17 protein-coding genes are annotated in these 18,220 nt (G+C 72.7%); 6 read left to right on the forward strand and 11 right to left on the reverse strand.

Annotated features, from left to right (window positions below; genetic code table 11):
* The first annotated feature begins 21 nt into the window (after positions 1-21).
* From DQ384_RS10210 to DQ384_RS10220, 3 genes are all read left to right on the forward strand, one after another.
* Positions 22-666, forward strand: a complete 645-nt coding sequence (locus tag DQ384_RS10210; RefSeq protein WP_114028502.1) for a PadR family transcriptional regulator — start codon at positions 22-24, stop codon at positions 664-666.
* 171 nt (positions 667-837) lie between these two features.
* Positions 838-1,524, forward strand: a complete 687-nt coding sequence (locus DQ384_RS10215; protein ID WP_114028503.1) for a class I SAM-dependent methyltransferase — start codon at positions 838-840, stop codon at positions 1,522-1,524.
* Between the two features lie 218 nt (positions 1,525-1,742).
* Positions 1,743-2,807: a cobalamin-independent methionine synthase II family protein gene (locus DQ384_RS10220; RefSeq protein WP_114028814.1), complete on the forward strand. Its 1,065-nt coding sequence runs from the start codon at positions 1,743-1,745 to the stop codon at positions 2,805-2,807.
* A 142-nt stretch (positions 2,808-2,949) separates the two neighbouring features.
* Here DQ384_RS10220 and DQ384_RS10225 read toward each other — a convergent pair whose 3' ends face one another.
* Positions 2,950-3,267 carry an STAS domain-containing protein gene (locus DQ384_RS10225; protein ID WP_181871128.1) on the reverse strand — a complete coding sequence of 106 codons (318 nt, stop codon included), beginning with the start codon at positions 3,265-3,267 and terminating at the stop codon, positions 2,950-2,952.
* 477 nt (positions 3,268-3,744) lie between these two features.
* Here DQ384_RS10225 and DQ384_RS10230 point away from each other — a divergent pair, with 477 nt between their 5' ends.
* On the forward strand, positions 3,745-4,035 hold the full coding sequence (locus tag DQ384_RS10230; protein WP_114028505.1) for a UBP-type zinc finger domain-containing protein: 291 nt from the start codon (positions 3,745-3,747) through the stop codon (positions 4,033-4,035).
* A gap of 258 nt (positions 4,036-4,293) precedes the next feature.
* A complete protein-coding gene (locus tag DQ384_RS10240; protein ID WP_147268725.1) occupies positions 4,294-5,271 on the forward strand; it encodes a LysR family transcriptional regulator in 978 nt (325 codons plus the stop codon).
* 52 nt (positions 5,272-5,323) lie between these two features.
* Here DQ384_RS10240 and DQ384_RS10245 read toward each other — a convergent pair whose 3' ends face one another.
* From DQ384_RS10245 to DQ384_RS10295, 10 genes are all read right to left on the reverse strand, one after another.
* Complete coding sequence (locus DQ384_RS10245) at positions 5,324-6,025, reverse strand: tryptophan 2,3-dioxygenase family protein (protein ID WP_114028507.1); 702 nt, start codon at positions 6,023-6,025, stop codon at positions 5,324-5,326.
* 12 nt (positions 6,026-6,037) lie between these two features.
* Positions 6,038-7,012, reverse strand: a complete 975-nt coding sequence (locus DQ384_RS10250; RefSeq protein ID WP_220182880.1) for a diiron oxygenase — start codon at positions 7,010-7,012, stop codon at positions 6,038-6,040.
* Positions 7,009-8,244 carry an aminotransferase class I/II-fold pyridoxal phosphate-dependent enzyme gene (locus DQ384_RS10255; RefSeq protein WP_114028508.1) on the reverse strand — a complete coding sequence of 412 codons (1,236 nt, stop codon included), beginning with the start codon at positions 8,242-8,244 and terminating at the stop codon, positions 7,009-7,011. The genes DQ384_RS10250 and DQ384_RS10255 overlap by 4 nt, the downstream gene beginning before the upstream one ends.
* Positions 8,244-9,146: an SDR family NAD(P)-dependent oxidoreductase gene (locus DQ384_RS10260; RefSeq protein WP_220182881.1), complete on the reverse strand. Its 903-nt coding sequence runs from the start codon at positions 9,144-9,146 to the stop codon at positions 8,244-8,246. Before DQ384_RS10260 ends, DQ384_RS10255 begins: the two co-directional genes overlap by 1 nt.
* 121 nt (positions 9,147-9,267) lie before the next feature.
* Positions 9,268-10,119, reverse strand: a complete 852-nt coding sequence (locus DQ384_RS10265) for an alpha/beta hydrolase (protein WP_220182882.1) — start codon at positions 10,117-10,119, stop codon at positions 9,268-9,270.
* Between the two features lie 268 nt (positions 10,120-10,387).
* The gene (locus tag DQ384_RS10275) at positions 10,388-12,214 is read right to left on the reverse strand and encodes a glycosyltransferase (RefSeq protein WP_181871129.1); all 1,827 of its coding nucleotides are present in this window, start codon (positions 12,212-12,214) and stop codon (positions 10,388-10,390) included.
* 17 nt (positions 12,215-12,231) lie between these two features.
* A complete protein-coding gene (locus DQ384_RS10280) occupies positions 12,232-14,814 on the reverse strand; it encodes an FtsX-like permease family protein (protein WP_220182883.1) in 2,583 nt (860 codons plus the stop codon).
* Positions 14,808-15,455 carry an ABC transporter ATP-binding protein gene (locus DQ384_RS10285; protein ID WP_114028510.1) on the reverse strand — a complete coding sequence of 216 codons (648 nt, stop codon included), beginning with the start codon at positions 15,453-15,455 and terminating at the stop codon, positions 14,808-14,810. Before DQ384_RS10285 ends, DQ384_RS10280 begins: the two co-directional genes overlap by 7 nt.
* Entirely contained in the window at positions 15,455-16,117 is a 663-nt protein-coding gene (locus DQ384_RS10290) for an ABC transporter ATP-binding protein (RefSeq protein WP_114028511.1), read from the reverse strand. Before DQ384_RS10290 ends, DQ384_RS10285 begins: the two co-directional genes overlap by 1 nt.
* Positions 16,105-16,692, reverse strand: coding sequence for a hypothetical protein (locus DQ384_RS10295; protein ID WP_114028512.1), 588 nt, complete (start codon positions 16,690-16,692; stop codon positions 16,105-16,107). The genes DQ384_RS10290 and DQ384_RS10295 overlap by 13 nt, the downstream gene beginning before the upstream one ends.
* Before the next feature lie 194 nt (positions 16,693-16,886).
* On the opposite strand from DQ384_RS10295, the gene DQ384_RS10300 reads away from it, so the two are divergent.
* Complete coding sequence (locus DQ384_RS10300; protein WP_114028513.1) at positions 16,887-18,194, forward strand: sensor histidine kinase; 1,308 nt, start codon at positions 16,887-16,889, stop codon at positions 18,192-18,194.
* The last annotated feature ends 26 nt before the right edge of the window (positions 18,195-18,220 follow it).

Raw genomic sequence — 18,220 nt, forward strand, 5'->3', positions numbered from 1 at the left:
TACTCGGCTACGGGGGTCAGGATGGCGAAGAAACGCAAGGTCGGCAACATGCTGGCGCTCGCCATCCTCTCCGTGATCGTCCAGAGGCCGATGCATCCCTACGAGATGGCCTCGCTGCTGCGCGAACGCGGCAAAGACCAGGACATGGACATCAAATGGGGGTCGCTCTACACCGTCGTCGGCAACATGGAGAAGCACGGCCTCATCGCGGCGGTGGAGACCCGGAAGCAGGGCGGCCGGCCCGAGAGGACGACGTACCGCATCACCGACGCCGGTCGCGAGGAGTACGCGGACTGGACCCGCGAGCTGCTCGCCACCCCCGAGGTGGAGCACCCGAAGTTCGCCGCCGCCCTGTCCGTCTGCGGCGTCCTCGGGCCGGACGAGGTGATCAGGCTGCTCCGGCACCGGCTCCGGCTGCTGGAGGAGCGGCTCGCGGGCGACCGCGAGGCGATGGCCGGTCACCTCCGCACGGTTTCGCGGATGTTCCTGGTCGAGGCGGAGTACGGCCTGGCCATGCTTGAGGCGGAGGTGTCCTGGATCCGCTCGCTGCTCGACGAGCTCGTCTCCGGATCGTTCCCGGGCGTCGACCAGTGGCGGTCGTGGTTCGAGACGGGGGAGCCGCCGCCCGACCTGGCGGAGATGACCGAAAGGACCGGCGAGCGATGACGCGCCGGTGAACGGCCCCCGGCGGGGTGCTGCAACACCACCGCCGGAGGCCTCGACCTCGAACCGACGCCCACGGAAGGCAAGCCCGGCCACGAGGTGGCACCCGCAAGGATAGCCGGGCGGATTTCGCGGGCCGGTTCGGACGACACCAGATCCGAAACCGGAGAGATCATGAAAGACACGCACACCAGAGAAGCGCGCACCAACACCCAGGCCCGCCAGATGGAAGGGCGGATGGCGCGGTGGTACGCCCGCCAGCGCGCCTCCGCGGCACAGCTCGCCGAGACCCGGGAGTTCGCCGCCCGGCTGACCGGCGTACTGCCGCGCGGGGCCGACATCCTGGAGGTCGCCCCCGGCCCGGGGTACCTCGCGGTCGAGATGGCCAGGCTCGGGTACCGGGTGAGCGGGCTGGACAGCAGCCACTCGTTCGTCGAGATCGCGAGCGAGAACGCCAGGAAGGCGGGGGCCGACGTCACCTTCCACCACGGTGACGCGGCCGAGCTGCCGTTCGGCGACGAGACCTTCGACCTGGTCGTCTGCGCGGCGGCGTTCAAGAACTTCGGGCGGCCGCTCGACGCCCTCAACGAGATGCACCGCGTCCTGCGCCCGGGGGCGACGGCCTTCATCAACGACATGAACCGGGCCTCCTCGCCGGAGGACATCGACGAGGAGGTGCGGCGGATGGGCCTCAACGCGGTGAACTCGTTCATGACGAAGGTCCCGCTCGTGTGGCTGCGCCGCCGCGCCTACTCGCCCGCGCTCTTCCGCCGCCTCGCCGCCCAGAGCGCGTTCCGCACCTGCGAGATCCAGACCGAGGGCATCAGCCTGAACATCGTGCTGACCAAGCACGAGGAGTGACCCGATGAATGACGGCGGCTGTCCGGCTCGTCTCCCACGTTTCGGACAGCCGTCGCCTCCGGGGTGCTCACGTGATCGCGGTGTAACCGGCGCGTGGACCGACGCGCGTACCCCTGTAAATCGACCCACCACCCCTATGAACCCGTTCTACACCCCGTGAACCGGCAGGCGCGCACGGTAATTGCCGATGCCGGGATCTCCCCCCTATGCTCCACCTCATGGGAATCCCTACCGAACCGATCGGCAGTATCCCCCGACCCCCCGCCCTGCTCGCGGCCCTGTCCGACCACGCCGAGGGCAAGATCGGCGACGCCGAGCTCGTCGCCCGCCAGGACGAGGCGATCGCCGACACCATGGCCCGCCTGGAGCAGGCGGGCTCGCCGGTGCTCGTCGACGGAGAGCAGTCCAAACCGAGCTTCGTCACCTACCCCCTCGCGGGGCTCACCACCCTGAGCCCCGACGGCGCCGTGATCCCGTTCGCCGACGGGCACACCCGCCAACTGCCGTGCCTGACGGCGGGCCCGTTCCGCTACCAGCGGCACGCCGTCACCTACCTGCGCGCCGCGCGGGGCCACACGACGCTGCCGGTCAAGCAGGCGATCATCGCCCCCTCGGCGCTGAGCCTGCTCTACCCGGCCGCCGGCGTGGACGGCTACTCGCGCAAGGCGTTCCTGGACGACCTGACCGCCGAGGCCGAGACCGAGATCCGCGAGTGCCTGGACGCGGGCGCGCACGCCGTCCAGCTCGACTTCACCGAGGGACGGCTGTCGCTCAAGCTCGACCCCAGCGGGTCGGTGCTGGACGACTTCGTCGCCCTCAACAACCAGGTGCTGGAGCGCTTCACCGACGCCGAGCGGGCGCGCATCGGCGTGCACACCTGCCCCGGCGGCGACCAGGACTCCACGCACAGCGCCGACGTCGACTACGCGGGCCTGCTGCCGAAGCTCTTCCAGCTCAAGGCGGGGAACTTCTACATCCAGCTCGCCGGGGAGCCCGACCCCGAGCGGGTGCTCGGCATCATCGCCGAGAACCTGCGCCCGGGCGTCAAGGTCTTCGTCGGTGTGGTCGACCCGATCGACCCCGCCGTCGAGACCCCCGAGCAGGTACGCGACCGCGTGCTCGCCGCCGCGCGCCACATCCCGCCCGACCAGCTCGGCACCTGCGACGACTGCGGTTTCTCCCCCTTCGCCGACGACACCTCCACCTCCCGCGACACCGCCTTCGCCAAGATCGCGGCCCGCGTCCAGGGCACCCGCCTCGCCTCCGAGTCCCTGGGTCTCTGACCACGCCTCGACGGCCTTCCCCGCACGCGGGGGAGGCCGTCATGCTTCGGCGGGCGGCCGCGTACGGGGATCGGCGCGGCGCGGGTGGCGGGCCGGGGTGATCGGCTCCGGTGATGGGCCATGCTCGGCTTGCTGGTTTCCGTCATGGCGTCACCGAGGTTCGATGAATCGGGCACGCCGGCTGACGCGGGCGAAGGTGGGGTGTGTCGTGCCAGCCGGTGAGGTCGAGCAGGCGCCGCAGGTACGGGGACGCCGAGCACAACGTCAGAACGTGGTCGCCCTCCAGCCGGCCCGCGGCCGTCATCAGGGCGCGCAGGCATCCGACGTCGATGAACACCTGAGGGCTCAGATCGACATGGATGCCGTCACTGTTGCCCATCGCGGCCAAGACGCGGGAGAGAGTGGGCAGGGCGGTGCGGTCGAGGTCGCCCTCGATCCGCAGGCGCCGGGGAGGGGTCATCAGGAGAAAGTAGGGGCGCCGGCGGGGCACCTCGGCGAGTTGGAGAGGGGATTCGGCGGACGGTTTGACGACATGGAGTTGTGGTGCGCCTATCGTGCAGGTGGAGTTCATGCCGACTCCTACGGGGCAGAGTGGTAGTCGCGCATTTCCATTGAATGTCATCCGAAGTCGGACGGATACGAGAGTTCTTCGCAAAGCTCATCGTCACCGCTGATTACAGGGCCGAATCATGGCTGTCTCCTGGGAAGACCGTCCGCCCCGGCGCGGGTCGTCACGCCGGGCGGCGACCGGCGTTCCGTCCTGGGCAGGCGGCGGGTAACGTGCGACGTCACCCCCCGGTGATCGCGTCCGGTGATGAGGCTTGCTGCGATCGGACGTTTCCATGGCCCACTCGATCGCGTTTACTGAAGGTGATCGGCCGGCGCAACCCGCGTCGCCGTCATTGGGGGGGTCGTCATGACCCTGGACACAGAAGACATGAATGTGAGCGCGCGTGCCGGCCTCAATGGTCAAGCGCCGCGCTGCAACCACATAGACGTCGTTCCGGCCGCCAAAAGCGGGATTGCGGAATGTCGGAGGTGTTTGCAATTACGCGTCATCTGGCCGCGCTTGGTGGTGTGCCTGACATGTGGATGGGTGGCCTGTTCCGATGGTTCCGCGGGGGGTCACGCGTGGGAGCACTACCAGGAGACCGACCACCCGGTGGTCGCCGCCCTGGAGCCGGTCACGGCCTGGCGATGGTGCTACGTACATGGGCGGGCCGTGTGAACGAGAGGGGAGGGGCTGATGACCGTTTCTGACCACGCCTTCACCGGCCTTCCCGGCGATCCGCATTCTTCCCGCCGGTACAGGACCCGCGTGCGCGGGCAGCTTCGGGGGCTTGCCCACGCGCACCAAGTCCGCGCGCCGTCGAGGCTCTGCGCGATTCCATTGCACGTGCCCCGTACGCCTGCCGGCCACCGCGGGGACCTACTGTAGGGAAAGTCGGTCCGCGACGGCGCCTCTGAGCGGGAGGGGGTGGCGTACATGGAATTACGCCAACTCCGCTACTTCGTGACGCTGGCCGAGGAACTTCACTTCGGTCGTGCGGCGACCCGTGAGCACATCGTGCAGTCCGCGCTGAGTCAGCAGGTGCAACGGCTCGAACGGGAACTCGGGGTGCGGCTGCTGAACCGCAGTACCCACCACGTCGAGCTCACCCCCGCCGGTGCCGTCTTCCTGGTCGAGGTACGTCAGATCCTCGACCATGTGGGCCGGGCCGCGTCCGCCGCGCGCAACGCCGTCGCCTCCCCGCCCACCCTCCGGGTCGGCATCATCGACGCCGGTTACGATTCCATGCCGCAGATCCTGCGCGCGCTCCAGCGGCGCCATCCGGACCTCACGATTCACCAGGTCGAGGCCAGCACACCCCAGCAGTACCGTCAGCTCGCCGACGGTCGCCTGGACATCGGAATCGGGCAGGCCTCCCAGACACCTCCCGAGGTGGCCTCCGAACTGGTCCGGCTCGATCCGCTGGGCGTCCTGGTCCCCGACGCTCACCGCTTCGCCGCCCTGGCCGGCGTGCCGGTCGCCTCGCTCGCCGACGAACCGCTCCTGCTCGGTGAGGAAGCCCAGACGCCGGAGTTCAACCAGTTCGTCATTGAGCTGTGCCGGTCGGCCGGATTCACGCCGACCATCTACGAGGGCACCGTCCAGAGCACCCGCGCCGCCGCCGACCTTGTGCTCCAGCAGCGCTGCGTGCTCTGTGTCCCCTCCTCTTCCCGCACCTCCAACCGGCCCGGCACCGTATGGCGACCCCTGATCGAACCGATCACCCACTACCCGTGGTCGCTGCTGTGGCGCTCGGGAGACCCGTCCGTCCACGTCGCCACCGTCATCGACAGCGCCAGGCAACTGGCCCGCCGGCTCGGCTGGCTGGACACCACCGTTCCGCCCGCGGGCGCGCCTTCCGGCCTGCCGGCGCCGACGGCCGTCGGCCGAGCTGAGAAGTCTCCCGGAGCTTGATCTTCTTCTCGGCCCGTATGACCGGCGCGCGGGTCGAGGCGGGTCGGTGCGGTCAGCGCAGTGCCGAGCGCATCTCCCACAGTTCGGGGTAGAAGCGCTCGCCGAGGCGGGCGGTGAGGTGGGCGGCGCCGGTGCTGCCTGCGGTGCCGGGCCTGCGGCCGATCTGGCGTTCGACCGTCAGCGCGTGCCGGAAGCGGAAGGCCGACCATGCCTGGTCGTGTTCGACGAGGGCCTCGGCGAGGTCCCAGAGCGCCGCGTGATCGGCCCGGTTCCCGGCGATCTCCAGGTATGTGGCTAACCTGTCCTCTTTCGTGCCCACGGGGAAGCCCGCCTTGACCAGGACGGCGAGGAAACCGTCCCAGAGCGTCGGCTCGGACGCGCCGGGACGGGACGCGCCGGACAGCAGCTCGATCTCGCGGAACTGCGCCGACTGCGCCCCGCTGGCCGAGCCGAGCGCGTCACGGAACCGCAGGAAGTCCGGCGGGGACATGGTGTCGAGGACGTCGAACTGGTCGACCAGCATGCGCGCGATCACGTGGCACCGCCGCAGCCGCAGGCGGGGCAGGTAGCCGTCGCCGGCCATCATGTGGTCGCGGGCGTCGGCCAGTTCGGTCAGCATCTGCCGGAACCACAGCTCGCACGCCTGGTGCACCGTGATGAACAGCAGCTCGTCGTGCTCGACCGGGACGGACCTCGGGCGCCGCTGGCCGAGAAGGGCGGGCAGGCGCAGGTACTCGTCGTAGGTGAGTGACATGGTGCCGACCCTTCATGGGCGCTGTGACGATGGGCGCTGTGCCGGGTGCTGTGTCGTCGGCGGCTCTGACGGAAGGAGCCGGTACGCGGCGAACGCCTCGGCGGCTCCCGGAACGTCGAGCACCCCCGCGGACTGGAAGGTCCGCACGGTGGCCTGGCAGGTGTCGGCGAGCTGCCCGGCCGCGGCCTCGCCCAGGTAACAGTCCGCGACGACCTGGTTCGCGGTGGCCGCGTCCAGGCCCGCCAGCAGGAGCGAGGCGCGCACCGGCTCGACGTCCCAGGTCAGGCACGCGTGGACGAGCGCGGGCAGCGTACGGGCCACCGGCGCGCGCAGGCCGGGGTCCAGCCCGGTCCACAGTTCGCCGAAGAAGCCCGAGAAGAAGCGGTGGTGGCGGCCCTCGTCCTTGGCGTGGTCGCGGGTCAGGTCGCGGACGACGCCGACCACCGACGGGTCGTTCGGGATCTCGTTAAGCACGGCGGTGATGAGGGTCTCGAACACGACGGTCTGCAGCAACGGCACCAGCGCCGGCGCGTCCGGCAGCAACGCGCGTCCGGTCAGCTCCAGCCGGTACACGAAGCCGCCGTAGTCCCACGGCGGGATCGCGATGCCGGTGGCCTCCGCGATCTGGCCGGCCAGGTCGAGGCTGTAAAGGGCGTGGTAGCCCTCATCGCAGTACACCTTGAAGGCGTCCAGCCGCGCGGACACCGGCAGGTCCAGCCCGGCGCGGTTGTTGGCGATCAGCTCGGCGGCGGTGTTGACCACCCGCGTCTCCAGGTGCGTGGTGGACAGCAGGAACTGGTAGAGGTGCCGGACGGTGAGCTCGCGCCGCCGCTCGGGCGGCAGGCCGGCCAGCGCCTCGTGGTCCAGATACGGCACCAGGCGCTCGGGATAGAAGACCTTGCCGGCCGCCGTCTCCTGCGCGAACATGCGACGGGCCCCGGTCCGGACGCCCGCCGTCTCGTACCACTGGCCGAAGGGGCTTCTCACGTCGTCTCTCCCATCACGCGTGCGAGCCGGACGACGCCCGCGGCGACCGTGCCGGCGTCCGTGGCGTGGCAGAGCCGGAACCAGCCCGGCCGAGGGCAGCCGAACACCGCGCCGGGCAGGACGTTCACCCGCGCGGAGTGGAAGATCCGCCGCCAGAGCTCGTGCTCGCCCTCGGGGGTCGGGTCGGGCAGGCGCCCGCTCAGGTCGATCCAGATCGAGAAGCCGCCGTCCGCCTCGACGTGCGGGATGCCGCCGTCCGCCAGCAGCGCCGCGGCGGACGCGTACGAGCGGCCGAGCCGGCGCCGCGACTCGTAGAGGAAGTCCCGCACCCAGAGCGCGTCGTCGAGCAGCCGCGTCAGCGTGGCCTGGGTCTGGGTCGAGACGGGCGCGAAGTACGCCAGCGCACGGGCGGCGGCGCGCACGTCCGGGTCGCGCGTGTGCAGCACGCCCACCTTGAGGCCCGGCAGGCCGAAGTCCTTGGCGAAGCCCCAGATGCCGTGCACACGGTGGGCATGGTCGCCGGAGACGGCGGGGTCGAGCATGCTGACGAACGGGTCCGCGCCGAACACCGAGTGGGCGTAGATCTCGTCGGCGATCACGTCCACGTCGTGCTCCCGCGCCACCCGCAGCACCTCCCGCAGCACAGGCCCGGGGTGGACGTGCCCGACCGGGTTGGACGGCGAGGTGATCGCCAGGGCGCGCACCGCCACGCCGTCGCCGCGTGCCCTTTTCAGCACGCGGCCGACGACCTCCGGGTCCAGGGCGTACCCGGTGGTCTCGTCCATCGGGGCGGGGATCAGCCGGGCGCCGGAGCGGCCGGCGAGGTCGGTGTCGAACGCCGCGTAGTACGGCGCGGGCACCACGATGGCCTCGCCCGGGTCGCACAGCGCGGTGGCGAGGACGTCCAGCGCGGCGGTCGCGCCGCTCACCACCACGAGGTCGTCCGGGTCGATCGCGGTGTTCCAGCGGGGCCCGAGCAGCGCGGCGACCGCGGCCCGCAGTTCGGGGGTGCCGTGCAGCGGCCCGTACTGGCAGTCGGACGCGCGCGGCGGGCCGGCGTGCGCGAGGCGGGGGGCCAGCAGGTCCCATACGAGCCGGTTGTCCGCGGTGCCGAGGTTGACGTGGCCGCCGGGGTTGTCCGTGGCGTGGTACGGATCGGCCTCAGCCTCGAAGTGCGCCGCCGCGATGGCCGGGACGTCGGCGACGAGCCGCCGGGCGGTCCGCGACAGCATCAGCGCACGCCTTCCGGCCGCGATCCCACGGGCGCGGCGGCCGGCCCGGAGTCGCCGCGCCTCGCCGAGTCCGTGGCCGGCCAGTCCTCGCCCACGATCTCGGTAAAGGTCGGCGGCATGCCGGTCAGCAGGCCCGGGTGCACCCCGAGGCCCATGGACGCGTCGATCACCGCTCCATGCAGCGGCACCGCGTGGTCGCCGGTCAGCCACCACACGACCTCGGCGATCTCCTCGGGCTGCAGCAGCCGCCCCCGGGGCAGGCGCGACTCCAGCGCCGCCCGCTCGCCGGCCGACAGCCCGGACAGCGTGCTCGCCTCCAGCATGGCCGTCTCCACCGCGCCCGGGCTGACCGCGAAGACCTCGACCGGCCGGTGCGCCAGCTCGGCGGCCAGTTGCCGGGTGAGGTAGGCCAGCGCGGCCTTGCTCATGCCGTCGGCGATGTGGAAGCCGGGGAACACGGCGATGCCGCCGCCGACGCTGGCGACGTTCACCACCTTGCCGTAGCCGCGTTCGAGCATGCCCGGCAGCAGCCGCTGGATCAGCCACAGCGGGCCGACGCTGTTGATGCGCAGGAACGCGGCCACCCGCTCGTGGTCGGCGCCCGGGACGTAGTCCTCCACCGTCTTGGACCCGACGGCCGCGTTGTTGACCAGGACGTCCACGGGGCCGGGCAGCGCGTCCAGAAGTTGTTCGTGGCTGGCCCAGTCGCCCTGGTCGAACTCGAACGCCCCGGACTGCGCGCCCGTGTCGGCCAGTTCGGCCACCAGGGCCTCTGCCCTGGACCTGCCGGAGCGATAGGTGAACCACACCCGGTCGCCCCCGGCGGCGAACCGCCGTACGCACGCCCGTCCGATCCCGGCCGAACCGCCGGTCACCAGCACCGTCCGCGATCTCGCCGGCACCGCACGCCTCCTGTCCGCCGGTCGGCCCCGGCCGCCTGTCCGTGCCTGTCGTACGCCGGGCCGCGCGCCGGGGTCGTACTCGGCGTGAAATGTCGTGTGATGCGCCAGGTCGTACGCCGGGTCATACGCCGAGCAGGGCCAGCACCTCCCGGCCCAGCGGGTCCGCCGGGTCGCCGATTCCCATCGGCAGATCGAAGTGGTGACGGCCGGGCAGCACCATCTCGGTGACGTCCAGCCCGTTCGCGCGCGCCACCGCCACCAGGCGGTCCTGCTGGTCGGCGAACCCGATCGGCTCGCCGGCGCCCCGCACGGCCAGCACCGGCGGCATGCCGGGACGCAGCGTCCGTACCGGGCTGTTGCGCTCCGCCTCCTCGGCGGTGAGCCGGATCGCGGGGCCGATCGAGGTGTGCAGCAGGGGCTCCAGCTCGTAGAGGCCGCTGAGCAGCACGGCGGCGCTCACCGGCTCGGAGTCCAGGCACATCGCGACGAGCTGCGCGCCGGCCGAGTGCCCGGCGAGGACGATGCGCCGCTCGTCCACGCCGAGGTCCGCGGCGTTGCGGCGCAGCCACCGGACTCCGCGCCGGGCCATGTCCACGATCTCGTCCAGCCGGTACCGGGGGGCCAGGCCGTACCCGAGGGCGGCGTACGCGGCCCCGCGCGCGACCAGGCCCGGCGCGGGGAACGCGGAATCGGCCTCGCTCAGCTCCTGCCAATATCCGCCGTGCACGAAGACCAGCAGGGGGGCTCCGGGCGACTTCGCGGGGAAGAATTGGATCCGTTCCGCCTCGGCGGGCCCGTACGCCAGATCGCGCCACGGCGACATACGGCGCGCCTCCTCGGAAAGGTAGGCGTATTCCTTGAGGAATGGGTCCGGGGAAACGCTCAGGCCCGGCAGATATGCCTCGTCCCAGCGGTGCCGGTCGGCGCCCCAGCCGCGGTCCGGCAGGGGCCGGGTGTCCGCTCTCGCGATCACTGAGGTACTCCGGTAAACGTTGTCACGGCAAATATGCCTTTAGGCCTGGATGAACGCACTTGTCCAAGATCCCATCGGTGCCAGGAGGGCAGGCACCTTTCCCGGGAAGACCACCGGCACACCGTTAAGTGATCCGGCTGAGCCGTCGCCGCTCGGCGTCGGCCTCGACGCTGAGCCCGTCCAGATGACTCTGCGGGAGGAGACCCGCATAAGCCGCCCGCCACCCGGCGATCCGCACGGCGGACACCGAGGGAATGTCCTCGGCGGTTTACCGCGCCAAGCCGTCCCACCGCGTCGAGCGGCCGAGATCTTCGAGCAGCTTCCTCCACCGCGCGCCGATCAGGGCCCCGTCGTAGCGCCTGGCCGTCTGGAGCGCCTTGGCTCCCATCGCGCGCCGCCGGTTCTCGTCGCGGATGAGGCCGCCGAGCGCCTCGGCCATCGCGGCCGTGTCTCCGGCCGGGACGAGAAGGCCGTCGCACCCCGGGGTGAGGATCTCCCGCGGGCCATGGGGGCAGTCGAAGCTCACCACGGGGACGCCCTTGCTCAGGGCCTCCACGATGGTCATCGAGAAGCCCTCGTGCCGCGAGCTGAGCGCGAAGATCGACGCGTGGTCGAGCTCGGCGCCGATGTCGGCGCGGCGGCCGGGCAGCTCTACGGATCCGGACAATCCGCGCTTCTCGATGGCGGCGGCGAGCATGGCCTGCTGGCGCCCCGCGCCGACGATGCGCAGCTTCCACCCGGGATGGTCGGCCACCACGCGTTCCCAGGCGGCGATGAGCAGGTCGAACCCCTTGACCCTGGTCAGCCTGCCGACGGCCAGGACGGCGGGTGTGTCCAGCGGGGACGGCCCGCCGGTCAGCGGCGTGATGGCGTTCGGGATGCGCAGCAGGCGCGCCGGAGCGCGCTCGCCCAGGGCGTCGCGGTACGCGTCCAGGTCGGCCTCCGTGAGCGTCACCAGTGCGCCGAGCCTGCCGTACCTGCGCTTGATCAGCTTGCGGATCGGGGGCTTGTGCGCGGCGAGACCGACGTGCTCCTGGGCGATGGTGATCACACCCGGGGGCGCCAGGAGGGCCGTGGCCAGGTTCAGGCCCGGACGCGTCGTGATCAGCACCCCGCCGCGCAGGCCGCGCAGGAACCGCGCCAGCTTGAGATCGGTCCGCAGCGTGAACGTCGCGTAGGCGGCCTCCTCGCGCGGCATCAGCCTGCTGCGCCACAGCGGGGCCAGGGCGGGGAACCGTGCCGGACGCCGCCCCACGCGATCGTCGAGGTAGGTGATCCGGACGCCCTCGGGCACCTCGAAGAACGGCTCCGGCCTGGTCCTGACGATGCTGACGATCTCGACGTCGTGGTCGGCGGCCAGGTCGCCCGCGAGGTTGTAGACGGCGCGGATGGTGCCGCCCATGCCGTTGGCGTGCAGCAGGAGGATCTTGACGTCCGTGGTGGCCGGGGGCGCGGCCGTCCGGGCGCGGCGCCGGTTCGCGGCCCGCAGCGCCGGCACGCCGAGCCCGCGCAGCCGTCCCAGGCTCACCCCGAGGTACGCGGCGGCGGGGGTCGCGATGATCGACCCAACCGTGTCCGTCGGGTAGTGGGCTCCCAGGTAGACCCGGGCGAGCATCTGCGCCACCACGACGACGCCGCCGGCCACGACGACGGCCCGGAAGTGGCGCGTCCGCCGCGCCAGCAGGGCGACGGCGATCGCGACCGACAGCGTCAGGCACACATGGCCGCTCGGGAAGCTGTTGTCGCCCAGCTCGCCGAGCAGCGCGTGCGCGACGGGGGGCCGGGGTCGGCCGATGGCGGTCTTCAGCACCAGGCTGATGCCCCAGCCCGCGAGCACGACGGCCGCAGTCCGCCAGGCGGCGGCCCGCCGTCCGGTGAAGCGGAGCACCGCCACGAGACCGACCACGAGGACGGTGCCCACGACCGTGCTGAAGCCGATGTCCAGCACCCGGGCGACCACGGTCAGCCATGGCGTCCGGACGGACTCGATGACCTGGCCCAGGGCCGCGTCCCGCGCCGTCCAGCCGGGCGTGCGCGCCGCGACCCCGAGGAGCGAGGCGAGTGACAGAAGCAGGACGCTCACGACGAGCCGCAAGGGGTTCGCTGGTCCTTTCACAGATCCCTCAAAACGGTCAGCGGAGGACGGCGGGCGGCTCGGAGGGCAAGGGCACCGGCGGCGGGCAGGACGATCAGGCCTACGGCCGCCATGGCGGCCAGGTGCCCCCAGGGGAGGGCCAGGTGGTCGGGCGCGGGATCGAACACCCCGGTGAGGACGACCACCAGCATCTGCGCCAGCGCCCATCCCGCCGCCGCCCCGAGCACGGCCGCCCCGAGCGCGACCAGGCCCACCTCCGTCCAGATGAAGGCGCCGAGCTGGCGCGGCCGGGCGCCCAGCACCCGGGCCAGGGCGAACGTGCGGCGCCGCTCGGTGAAGCCGAGGATCAGCAGCAGCCCGGTCGCGGCGGCGGCGAGCGCCAGGCCGTACCCGAGCTCGATGGCGCTGAGCCCGGTCAGGTCGACGGCCGTGAGGCTGGAGCCGACCACCTTGCGCGTGGTGTCCAGATCGGTGATCCCCGCGTCGGGGCCGAGCCGGTCCCGCACCCGTCCGGCGACCACGTGCGGCGCGGTGCCGTCGGTCGAGACCAGGAAGGTCGTCGTGCCGCACCCGCCGGGGCACGCCGAGGCCAGGTAGGAGGCGTTGGCGACCAGGAAGCTGTCGCGCGGGGCGGTGGGGAACTCGGTGACGATGCCGGCGTAGTGGAACGGGACGATCCGTCCGTCCTGCGTCCGCAGCCGCAGGAGGTCTCCCGGCCGCAACTGGAAGTCGGTGACCGTCTCCTGGCTGACCAGCAGGGCGTCGGGACGCGCGGCCAGCTTCCCGACGGCCCCGGCGGCGGTGTCGCCGGGGAAGTACGCGTCCTGGAGGTGGGTGGCGGCCAGGACCGTTCCGGCCCGGACGCCGTAGAGGTCCTGCAGGTCCGACCCCACGTAGGCGAAGCCGTGCTGGAGCGGCTCGACGCCCGACACGCCGGGGACGGCGGCGAGCTGTCGCTCGGTGGCCCCGCTCCGGGTGACGGTGACGTCCGCGCCGTTGGTCAGCACGGCGTCCACCTGCGCCTGCTGGCGGTAGGTGGCGTTGAACGTGGCCGTGGACAGGACGAAGGCGACGGCCAGCGCGGCCATGGTCACGCCGCGGCTCAGCGGCCCGGCCTGCCTGGCCAGGGACACCGCGACCGTCCCGGCGAGCCGGCCGGCCAGCGGAGAGGACAGCCGGGCGACGATCGGCCGCCCGGGACCGAGGAGCAGGCGCGTCAGCCGCCAGATGAGCAGGCCCGCGCCCGCCCACAGCAACGCCGGCCCCGCGAACGCCCAGTAGTCGACGGAGATCTGCGTCAGCCCCTCGGGCACCAGGACGAGCTGGTGCCCGGTGCCGCTGGTGAGCCTGAAGACGACCAACGAGGAGGCGATGAGGACGAGGTCCAGCCCGTACCGCAGGGGGACCGGCATGCGCCCGCCGATGGTGATCGGCGCACGCCCCGCGATCACGCCGGCGGGACGCAGCGCGGCGGGGAGCACGGTGCCGCAGGCGACCAGCAGCCCGGCGGCGGCGCTGGCGACCATCCACCCGGTCGCGCCGCCGAAGCCCGCCGTGCCGTGCGACAGCCACCCGGTGAGGGCGGCCAGGCCCAGGCCGGCCACGGCCCCCGCGACGCCGACGATCAGTGTCTCCGCGAGCGCGAGCCGCAGGAACGTCGCGGGCGAGGCGCCCCGGGTGCGCAGAAGCGCCTGGTCGGCGGCCCGCCGTACGGCGCCGGAGCGGGTGATCGACGCCGTGAGCAGGATCGCGAGCACCACGCCGGGGACGCCGAGGAAGACGAACAGGAGCTGGGAGTAGAGCGCGTCCTCGCGGGCCGCGCCGAGGGCGGCGCCCAGGTTGTCGCCGACCAGGCCGCTGCCCGCCATGCGCACTTCCAGGTTGCGGGCGGCCCCGGTGACCTTGATGTAGGCGTCGGCGGGGTCCGGCGGCAGACGGTGGTCCAGCCGCACGTGGAACTGCGTGCGCACCCGGTCGCGCGGAACCGCGTCGAAGAGCGTGTGCCATTCGCTCGACGGCAGCAGCAGCACGTTGTCCGGCGGAGCCTGCGGCTGGGCACCGGGCGGCGCGCCGACCCGCTGGAAGAGGGAGTCGGCCTCAGGAAGCTCCACCACGCCGGCCACCCTCACCTGTGCGTCAGGAAGCCCGGGCCGGTGGACGGTGATCGTCGAGCCGGGGACGGCGCGCAGGTTGGCGGCGGTCTGCTGGGCCAGGAGGGCGCCGGAGGCACTGCCCGTGAGCAGCCTCATCTGGCCGGGGAAGACGGTCGCGTAGTCGGCGGGCAGGCCGAGGGCCCGTCCCGGCCCCGTGGGGACGGTCCGCCCCGCCCGCCGGCTCTCCAGGCCGTCGAATTCGGCGAAGTCCACCTGCCGCGAGGTGCCGGGCATGGCTACGGTGATCTTGGCGCCCGGCTGGGCCTCGACCTGCCAGTCGACCGCCACACGCGCGACCGAACGGGTGGTCATGGTGGCCTTGGCGGAGGCGAGGAACACGCCCAGCGCGGCGGGCAGGGCCACGGCGAGCGCGATTCCGGCGGCGGCGCCGGCCAGACGTCCGCCGCGGCGGGTCAGCAGGCCGCGCAGCCAGAGGATGGTCAGCATTCCAGTGCCCCGTCTCGCATTCGCCAGTGGATGGGCAGGAGGTCGGCGATCAGCGGGTCGTGCGTGGCGATGACCAGCGCGGCCGTCAGCCGCCGGGCGACGGTGATGAGCAGTTCGACGACGCGGGCCGCCAGCGCGGAGTCCAGCTGCGCGGTCGGCTCGTCGGCGATGATGAGCCGCGGGGACCCGGCCAGGACGCGCGCGACGGCGACCCGTTGCGCCTGCCCGCCGGACAGCTCCTGCGGCAGCTTGTCCGCGAGGTCACCGATCCCCACCGAGTCGAGCGCGCGCAGCGCCATGGCCCGGGCGTCGACGACGGAGAGCCCGGCGATGAGCAGGGGGAGGGCGACGTTCTCGGCGGCGTCCAGCGGAGGCAGCAGGCTGGGCCCCTGGAAGACGACGCCGATCCGTCCCCGGGGCCGGTCGTCCAGCTCGGGCCACGCGACCGTCCCGGTCGTGGGCCGGTCCAGGCCCGCGAGCAGGTGCAGCAGCGTGGTCTTGCCCGACCCGGACGGACCCAGCAGCGCGACCTGGTCGCCGGGAGCCAGAGAGCAGCGGACGCCGTGGACGGCGACCACGGCCTTGCCGCCCCTGCCGTAGGTGCGGGCGACGTCCTGGCAGGTCACCACGGCCGTGCCCATCACGCCACCCGCCCGTCGGCGAGGTGGACGACGCGGTCGGCGACGCGGCGGACGGCCGCGCTGTGCGAGGCGATCACGACGGCGACGCCGTAGCACGCCTGGTCCTTGATCAGGCCGAGGACGGACGCCTCGTTGCCCGCGTCCAGTTCCCCGGTCGGCTCGTCGGCCACCAGCAGGACGGGCTTGCAGGCCAGCGCCACGGCCAGCGCGGCGCGGGCCATCTCGCCCCCCGAGAGCCGGCTGGGCCAGGCGTGCGCCAGCTTGGCGATGCCCAGCCGGTCGAGCGTCTCGCTCAGGTGGGCGAGGTCGGGCCGTGCGGCCAGGCCCTGCGCGAGCCGCGCGTTCTGCGCGACCGTGAGGTGCTCGATGAGGTTGCCGCTCTGGAACACGACGCCGACCAGCCGCGCCCGCAGACGCGCCTTGTCGGCCTCGCTACGGTGGCTGACGCGCGTGCCGGAGATCCGCACCGTGCCGCCGTCCGGGTCGTCCAGGCCCGCGACGCAGTTCAGCAGCGTCGACTTGCCGGACCCGGACGGGCCGCTGATCGCGACGACCTCCCCCTCCTCGACGTTCAGCGAGACCCCGCGCAGCGCGCGCGTCTCCTCCTCGCCGGATCGGTAGAAGCGGTAGAGCTCGTCCGCCTGGAGGATCACGACGTCCACCGGAAGGAGTCCGAGACGGTCCGCCAGGGGTCGACGTTGTCGGCGCCGACCGGCCCGGTCAGCGTGAGCACCGCCTGACGTCCCCCCTTGGAGAAGACGTAGCGCTCGACCTCGTCCCTGATGACCTTGTTCGTCACCGGGTCCGGCGCGCTGTCGACGCGGTAGCGCGTCAGCTCGGCCTGGCCGCCCTTGCGGCCCACCTTCTTCTGGTCGACCCGCTCGATCCCGGGCGGGTCGGACGGCGGGCCGATCTCGACCCGGACGCTGTTCAGCTTGTCGGAGAAGCTCGCCCCGGTGGGCAGGTCGGTGCGCTCCCACCCCTCCGGGATCTTCACCTCGTATCCCTGGCCCTGCGGCCGGAACGGGAGGAAGACGGTGTCGTCCGGGATGTCGCCCGGGGGGCTGGACTCGGTCGGGTGTGCGGTCGGCTCACCGGTGGGCTGTGCGGTGGCCTGGGCGGCGGTCTGGCCTGCGGGCGCCGTGGCCGTCGGCGGGGTGGTGTCGGCGGTGTTTCCCCCGCACGCCGTGGCGGCCACGGCCACGACCAGCGCCAGGACGGTGTGTCGCGCGTTCATGACGCCAACGTAGGATCGGGCCGGTCAGCGTCGGCTGAGCGGAAGGTTAACGCGGCGTTCACGTCCCGGAGGCGGGGCGTCCGCGATCCACGGCGCCGGGCCGGGCGTCCCGGCCACACCACCCGCGGCCGGGCAAGGGGCCGGGCGGGGGGAGGTTATCGAAATGCTTACCTGCGAACTGCCACGATGCGTCCATGAGCGCTGAGGGGACGCCGCTGCGGCACCGGGCACTGGCGGCGATCGTCGCCGTCACCGCCCTGGCCGTGCTGCTGTTCGCCGCTCCGCTGGCGGCCTCGGTGGACCAGCTCTACCACGACGAGACCGCCGTCGGGCTCCAGCGCGACGCCGCCTGGATCGCCGCCGCCGTACCCGACGACGTGGGCAGGGACCCCCGCGTGCCGCTGGCCCTGCCCCGGAACATCGCCGCCGACCTCACCGTCGGCGTCTACACCGTCAAAGGGGCGCGCCGCCTGTTCGGCGCGGGACCGGACATCTCCGCCCTCGCCGCGGCCGGCCGCGACGGGCACACGCACCAGCGCATCGAGGACGGCTACCTCGCCGTGACGGCGCCGATCCCCTCGGACGAAGGGATCAGCCTGGTCGTCCGCGTCGCCGTCGCGCACGACCTGATCGAGGACCGCATCCACCGGGCGTGGATGTTGATGGCGGTGCTCGGGCTGATCGCGCTCGGCCTGGCCGCAGGCATGGCGATCTACCTGTCCCGCCGGCTCGCCACCCCGCTGGAACGCCTCACGGGCGCGGCCCTGGCGCTCGGCGACGGCGACTTCACCGTACGGGCGCCGCGGTCGGGGCTCCGCGAGGCCGACCAGGCGGGGGCGGCGCTGGAGGCCACGGCGCGACGGCTGGGCGACGTGCTGGCCCGCGAGCAGGCATTCAGCGCCGATGTCTCCCACCAGTTGCGCACCGGCCTGACCGGTCTGCTGCTGGGCCTGGAGTCGGCGCGCACCCGCCCGGCCGCCGGCCAGGCCGAGGCCATCGAGATCGCCCTGGCGCGGGGGGAACGGCTGCGGACGGTGATCGAGGACCTGGTCACCCTCGCCCGCGACACCCACGCGGGGCGTCCGCTCGACGTGCGGGCCCTGATGGAGGAGGCGCGCCGGCACTGGCACGGCCTCCTGGCGGAGCGCGGACGGCGGCTGACCATTCGGATCGAGCCCGACCTGCCCCCGCTGACCGCCGCCCCGGCGGCCGTCCGGCAGATCCTCCTCGTCCTGCTCGACAACGCCCTGACGCACGGAGCCGGTGAGGTCGTGATCACGGTCTCGGACGTGGGCCCGGGCGTGGCCGTCAACGTCGGCGACCAGGGGAAGGGCGTCCCGGACGGACAGGACGTGTTCGCCCGGTCGGCCTCGCCCGAGGACGGCCACGGAATCGGCCTGCCGCTCGCCAGGTCCCTCGCCGAAGCCGAGGGCGGCCGCCTGGTGCTGCACCGCAACGCCCCACCGGTCTTCAGCCTCCTCCTGCCCGCCTCCCCGTCCTGATCAACGCTCGTGGTGCCACCCGGGGT

The organism is Sphaerisporangium album (genome assembly GCF_003323745.1).
Taxonomy (GTDB): domain Bacteria; phylum Actinomycetota; class Actinomycetes; order Streptosporangiales; family Streptosporangiaceae; genus Sphaerisporangium; species Sphaerisporangium album.

Coding starts and splice junctions, on each gene's coding strand:
- DQ384_RS10210 (WP_114028502.1), top strand. CDS start 22: ATGGCGAAGAAACGCAAGGTCGGCAACATGCTGGCGCTCGCCATCCTC.
- DQ384_RS10215 (WP_114028503.1), top strand. CDS start 838: ATGAAAGACACGCACACCAGAGAAGCGCGCACCAACACCCAGGCCCGC.
- DQ384_RS10220 (WP_114028814.1), top strand. CDS start 1,743: ATGGGAATCCCTACCGAACCGATCGGCAGTATCCCCCGACCCCCCGCC.
- DQ384_RS10225 (WP_181871128.1), bottom strand. CDS start 3,267: ATGACCCCTCCCCGGCGCCTGCGGATCGAGGGCGACCTCGACCGCACC.
- DQ384_RS10230 (WP_114028505.1), top strand. CDS start 3,745: ATGAATGTGAGCGCGCGTGCCGGCCTCAATGGTCAAGCGCCGCGCTGC.
- DQ384_RS10240 (WP_147268725.1), top strand. CDS start 4,294: ATGGAATTACGCCAACTCCGCTACTTCGTGACGCTGGCCGAGGAACTT.
- DQ384_RS10245 (WP_114028507.1), bottom strand. CDS start 6,025: ATGTCACTCACCTACGACGAGTACCTGCGCCTGCCCGCCCTTCTCGGC.
- DQ384_RS10255 (WP_114028508.1), bottom strand. CDS start 8,244: ATGCTGTCGCGGACCGCCCGGCGGCTCGTCGCCGACGTCCCGGCCATC.
- DQ384_RS10280 (WP_220182883.1), bottom strand. CDS start 14,814: ATGCTGACCATCCTCTGGCTGCGCGGCCTGCTGACCCGCCGCGGCGGA.
- DQ384_RS10285 (WP_114028510.1), bottom strand. CDS start 15,455: ATGGGCACGGCCGTGGTGACCTGCCAGGACGTCGCCCGCACCTACGGC.
- DQ384_RS10295 (WP_114028512.1), bottom strand. CDS start 16,692: ATGAACGCGCGACACACCGTCCTGGCGCTGGTCGTGGCCGTGGCCGCC.
- DQ384_RS10300 (WP_114028513.1), top strand. CDS start 16,887: ATGAGCGCTGAGGGGACGCCGCTGCGGCACCGGGCACTGGCGGCGATC.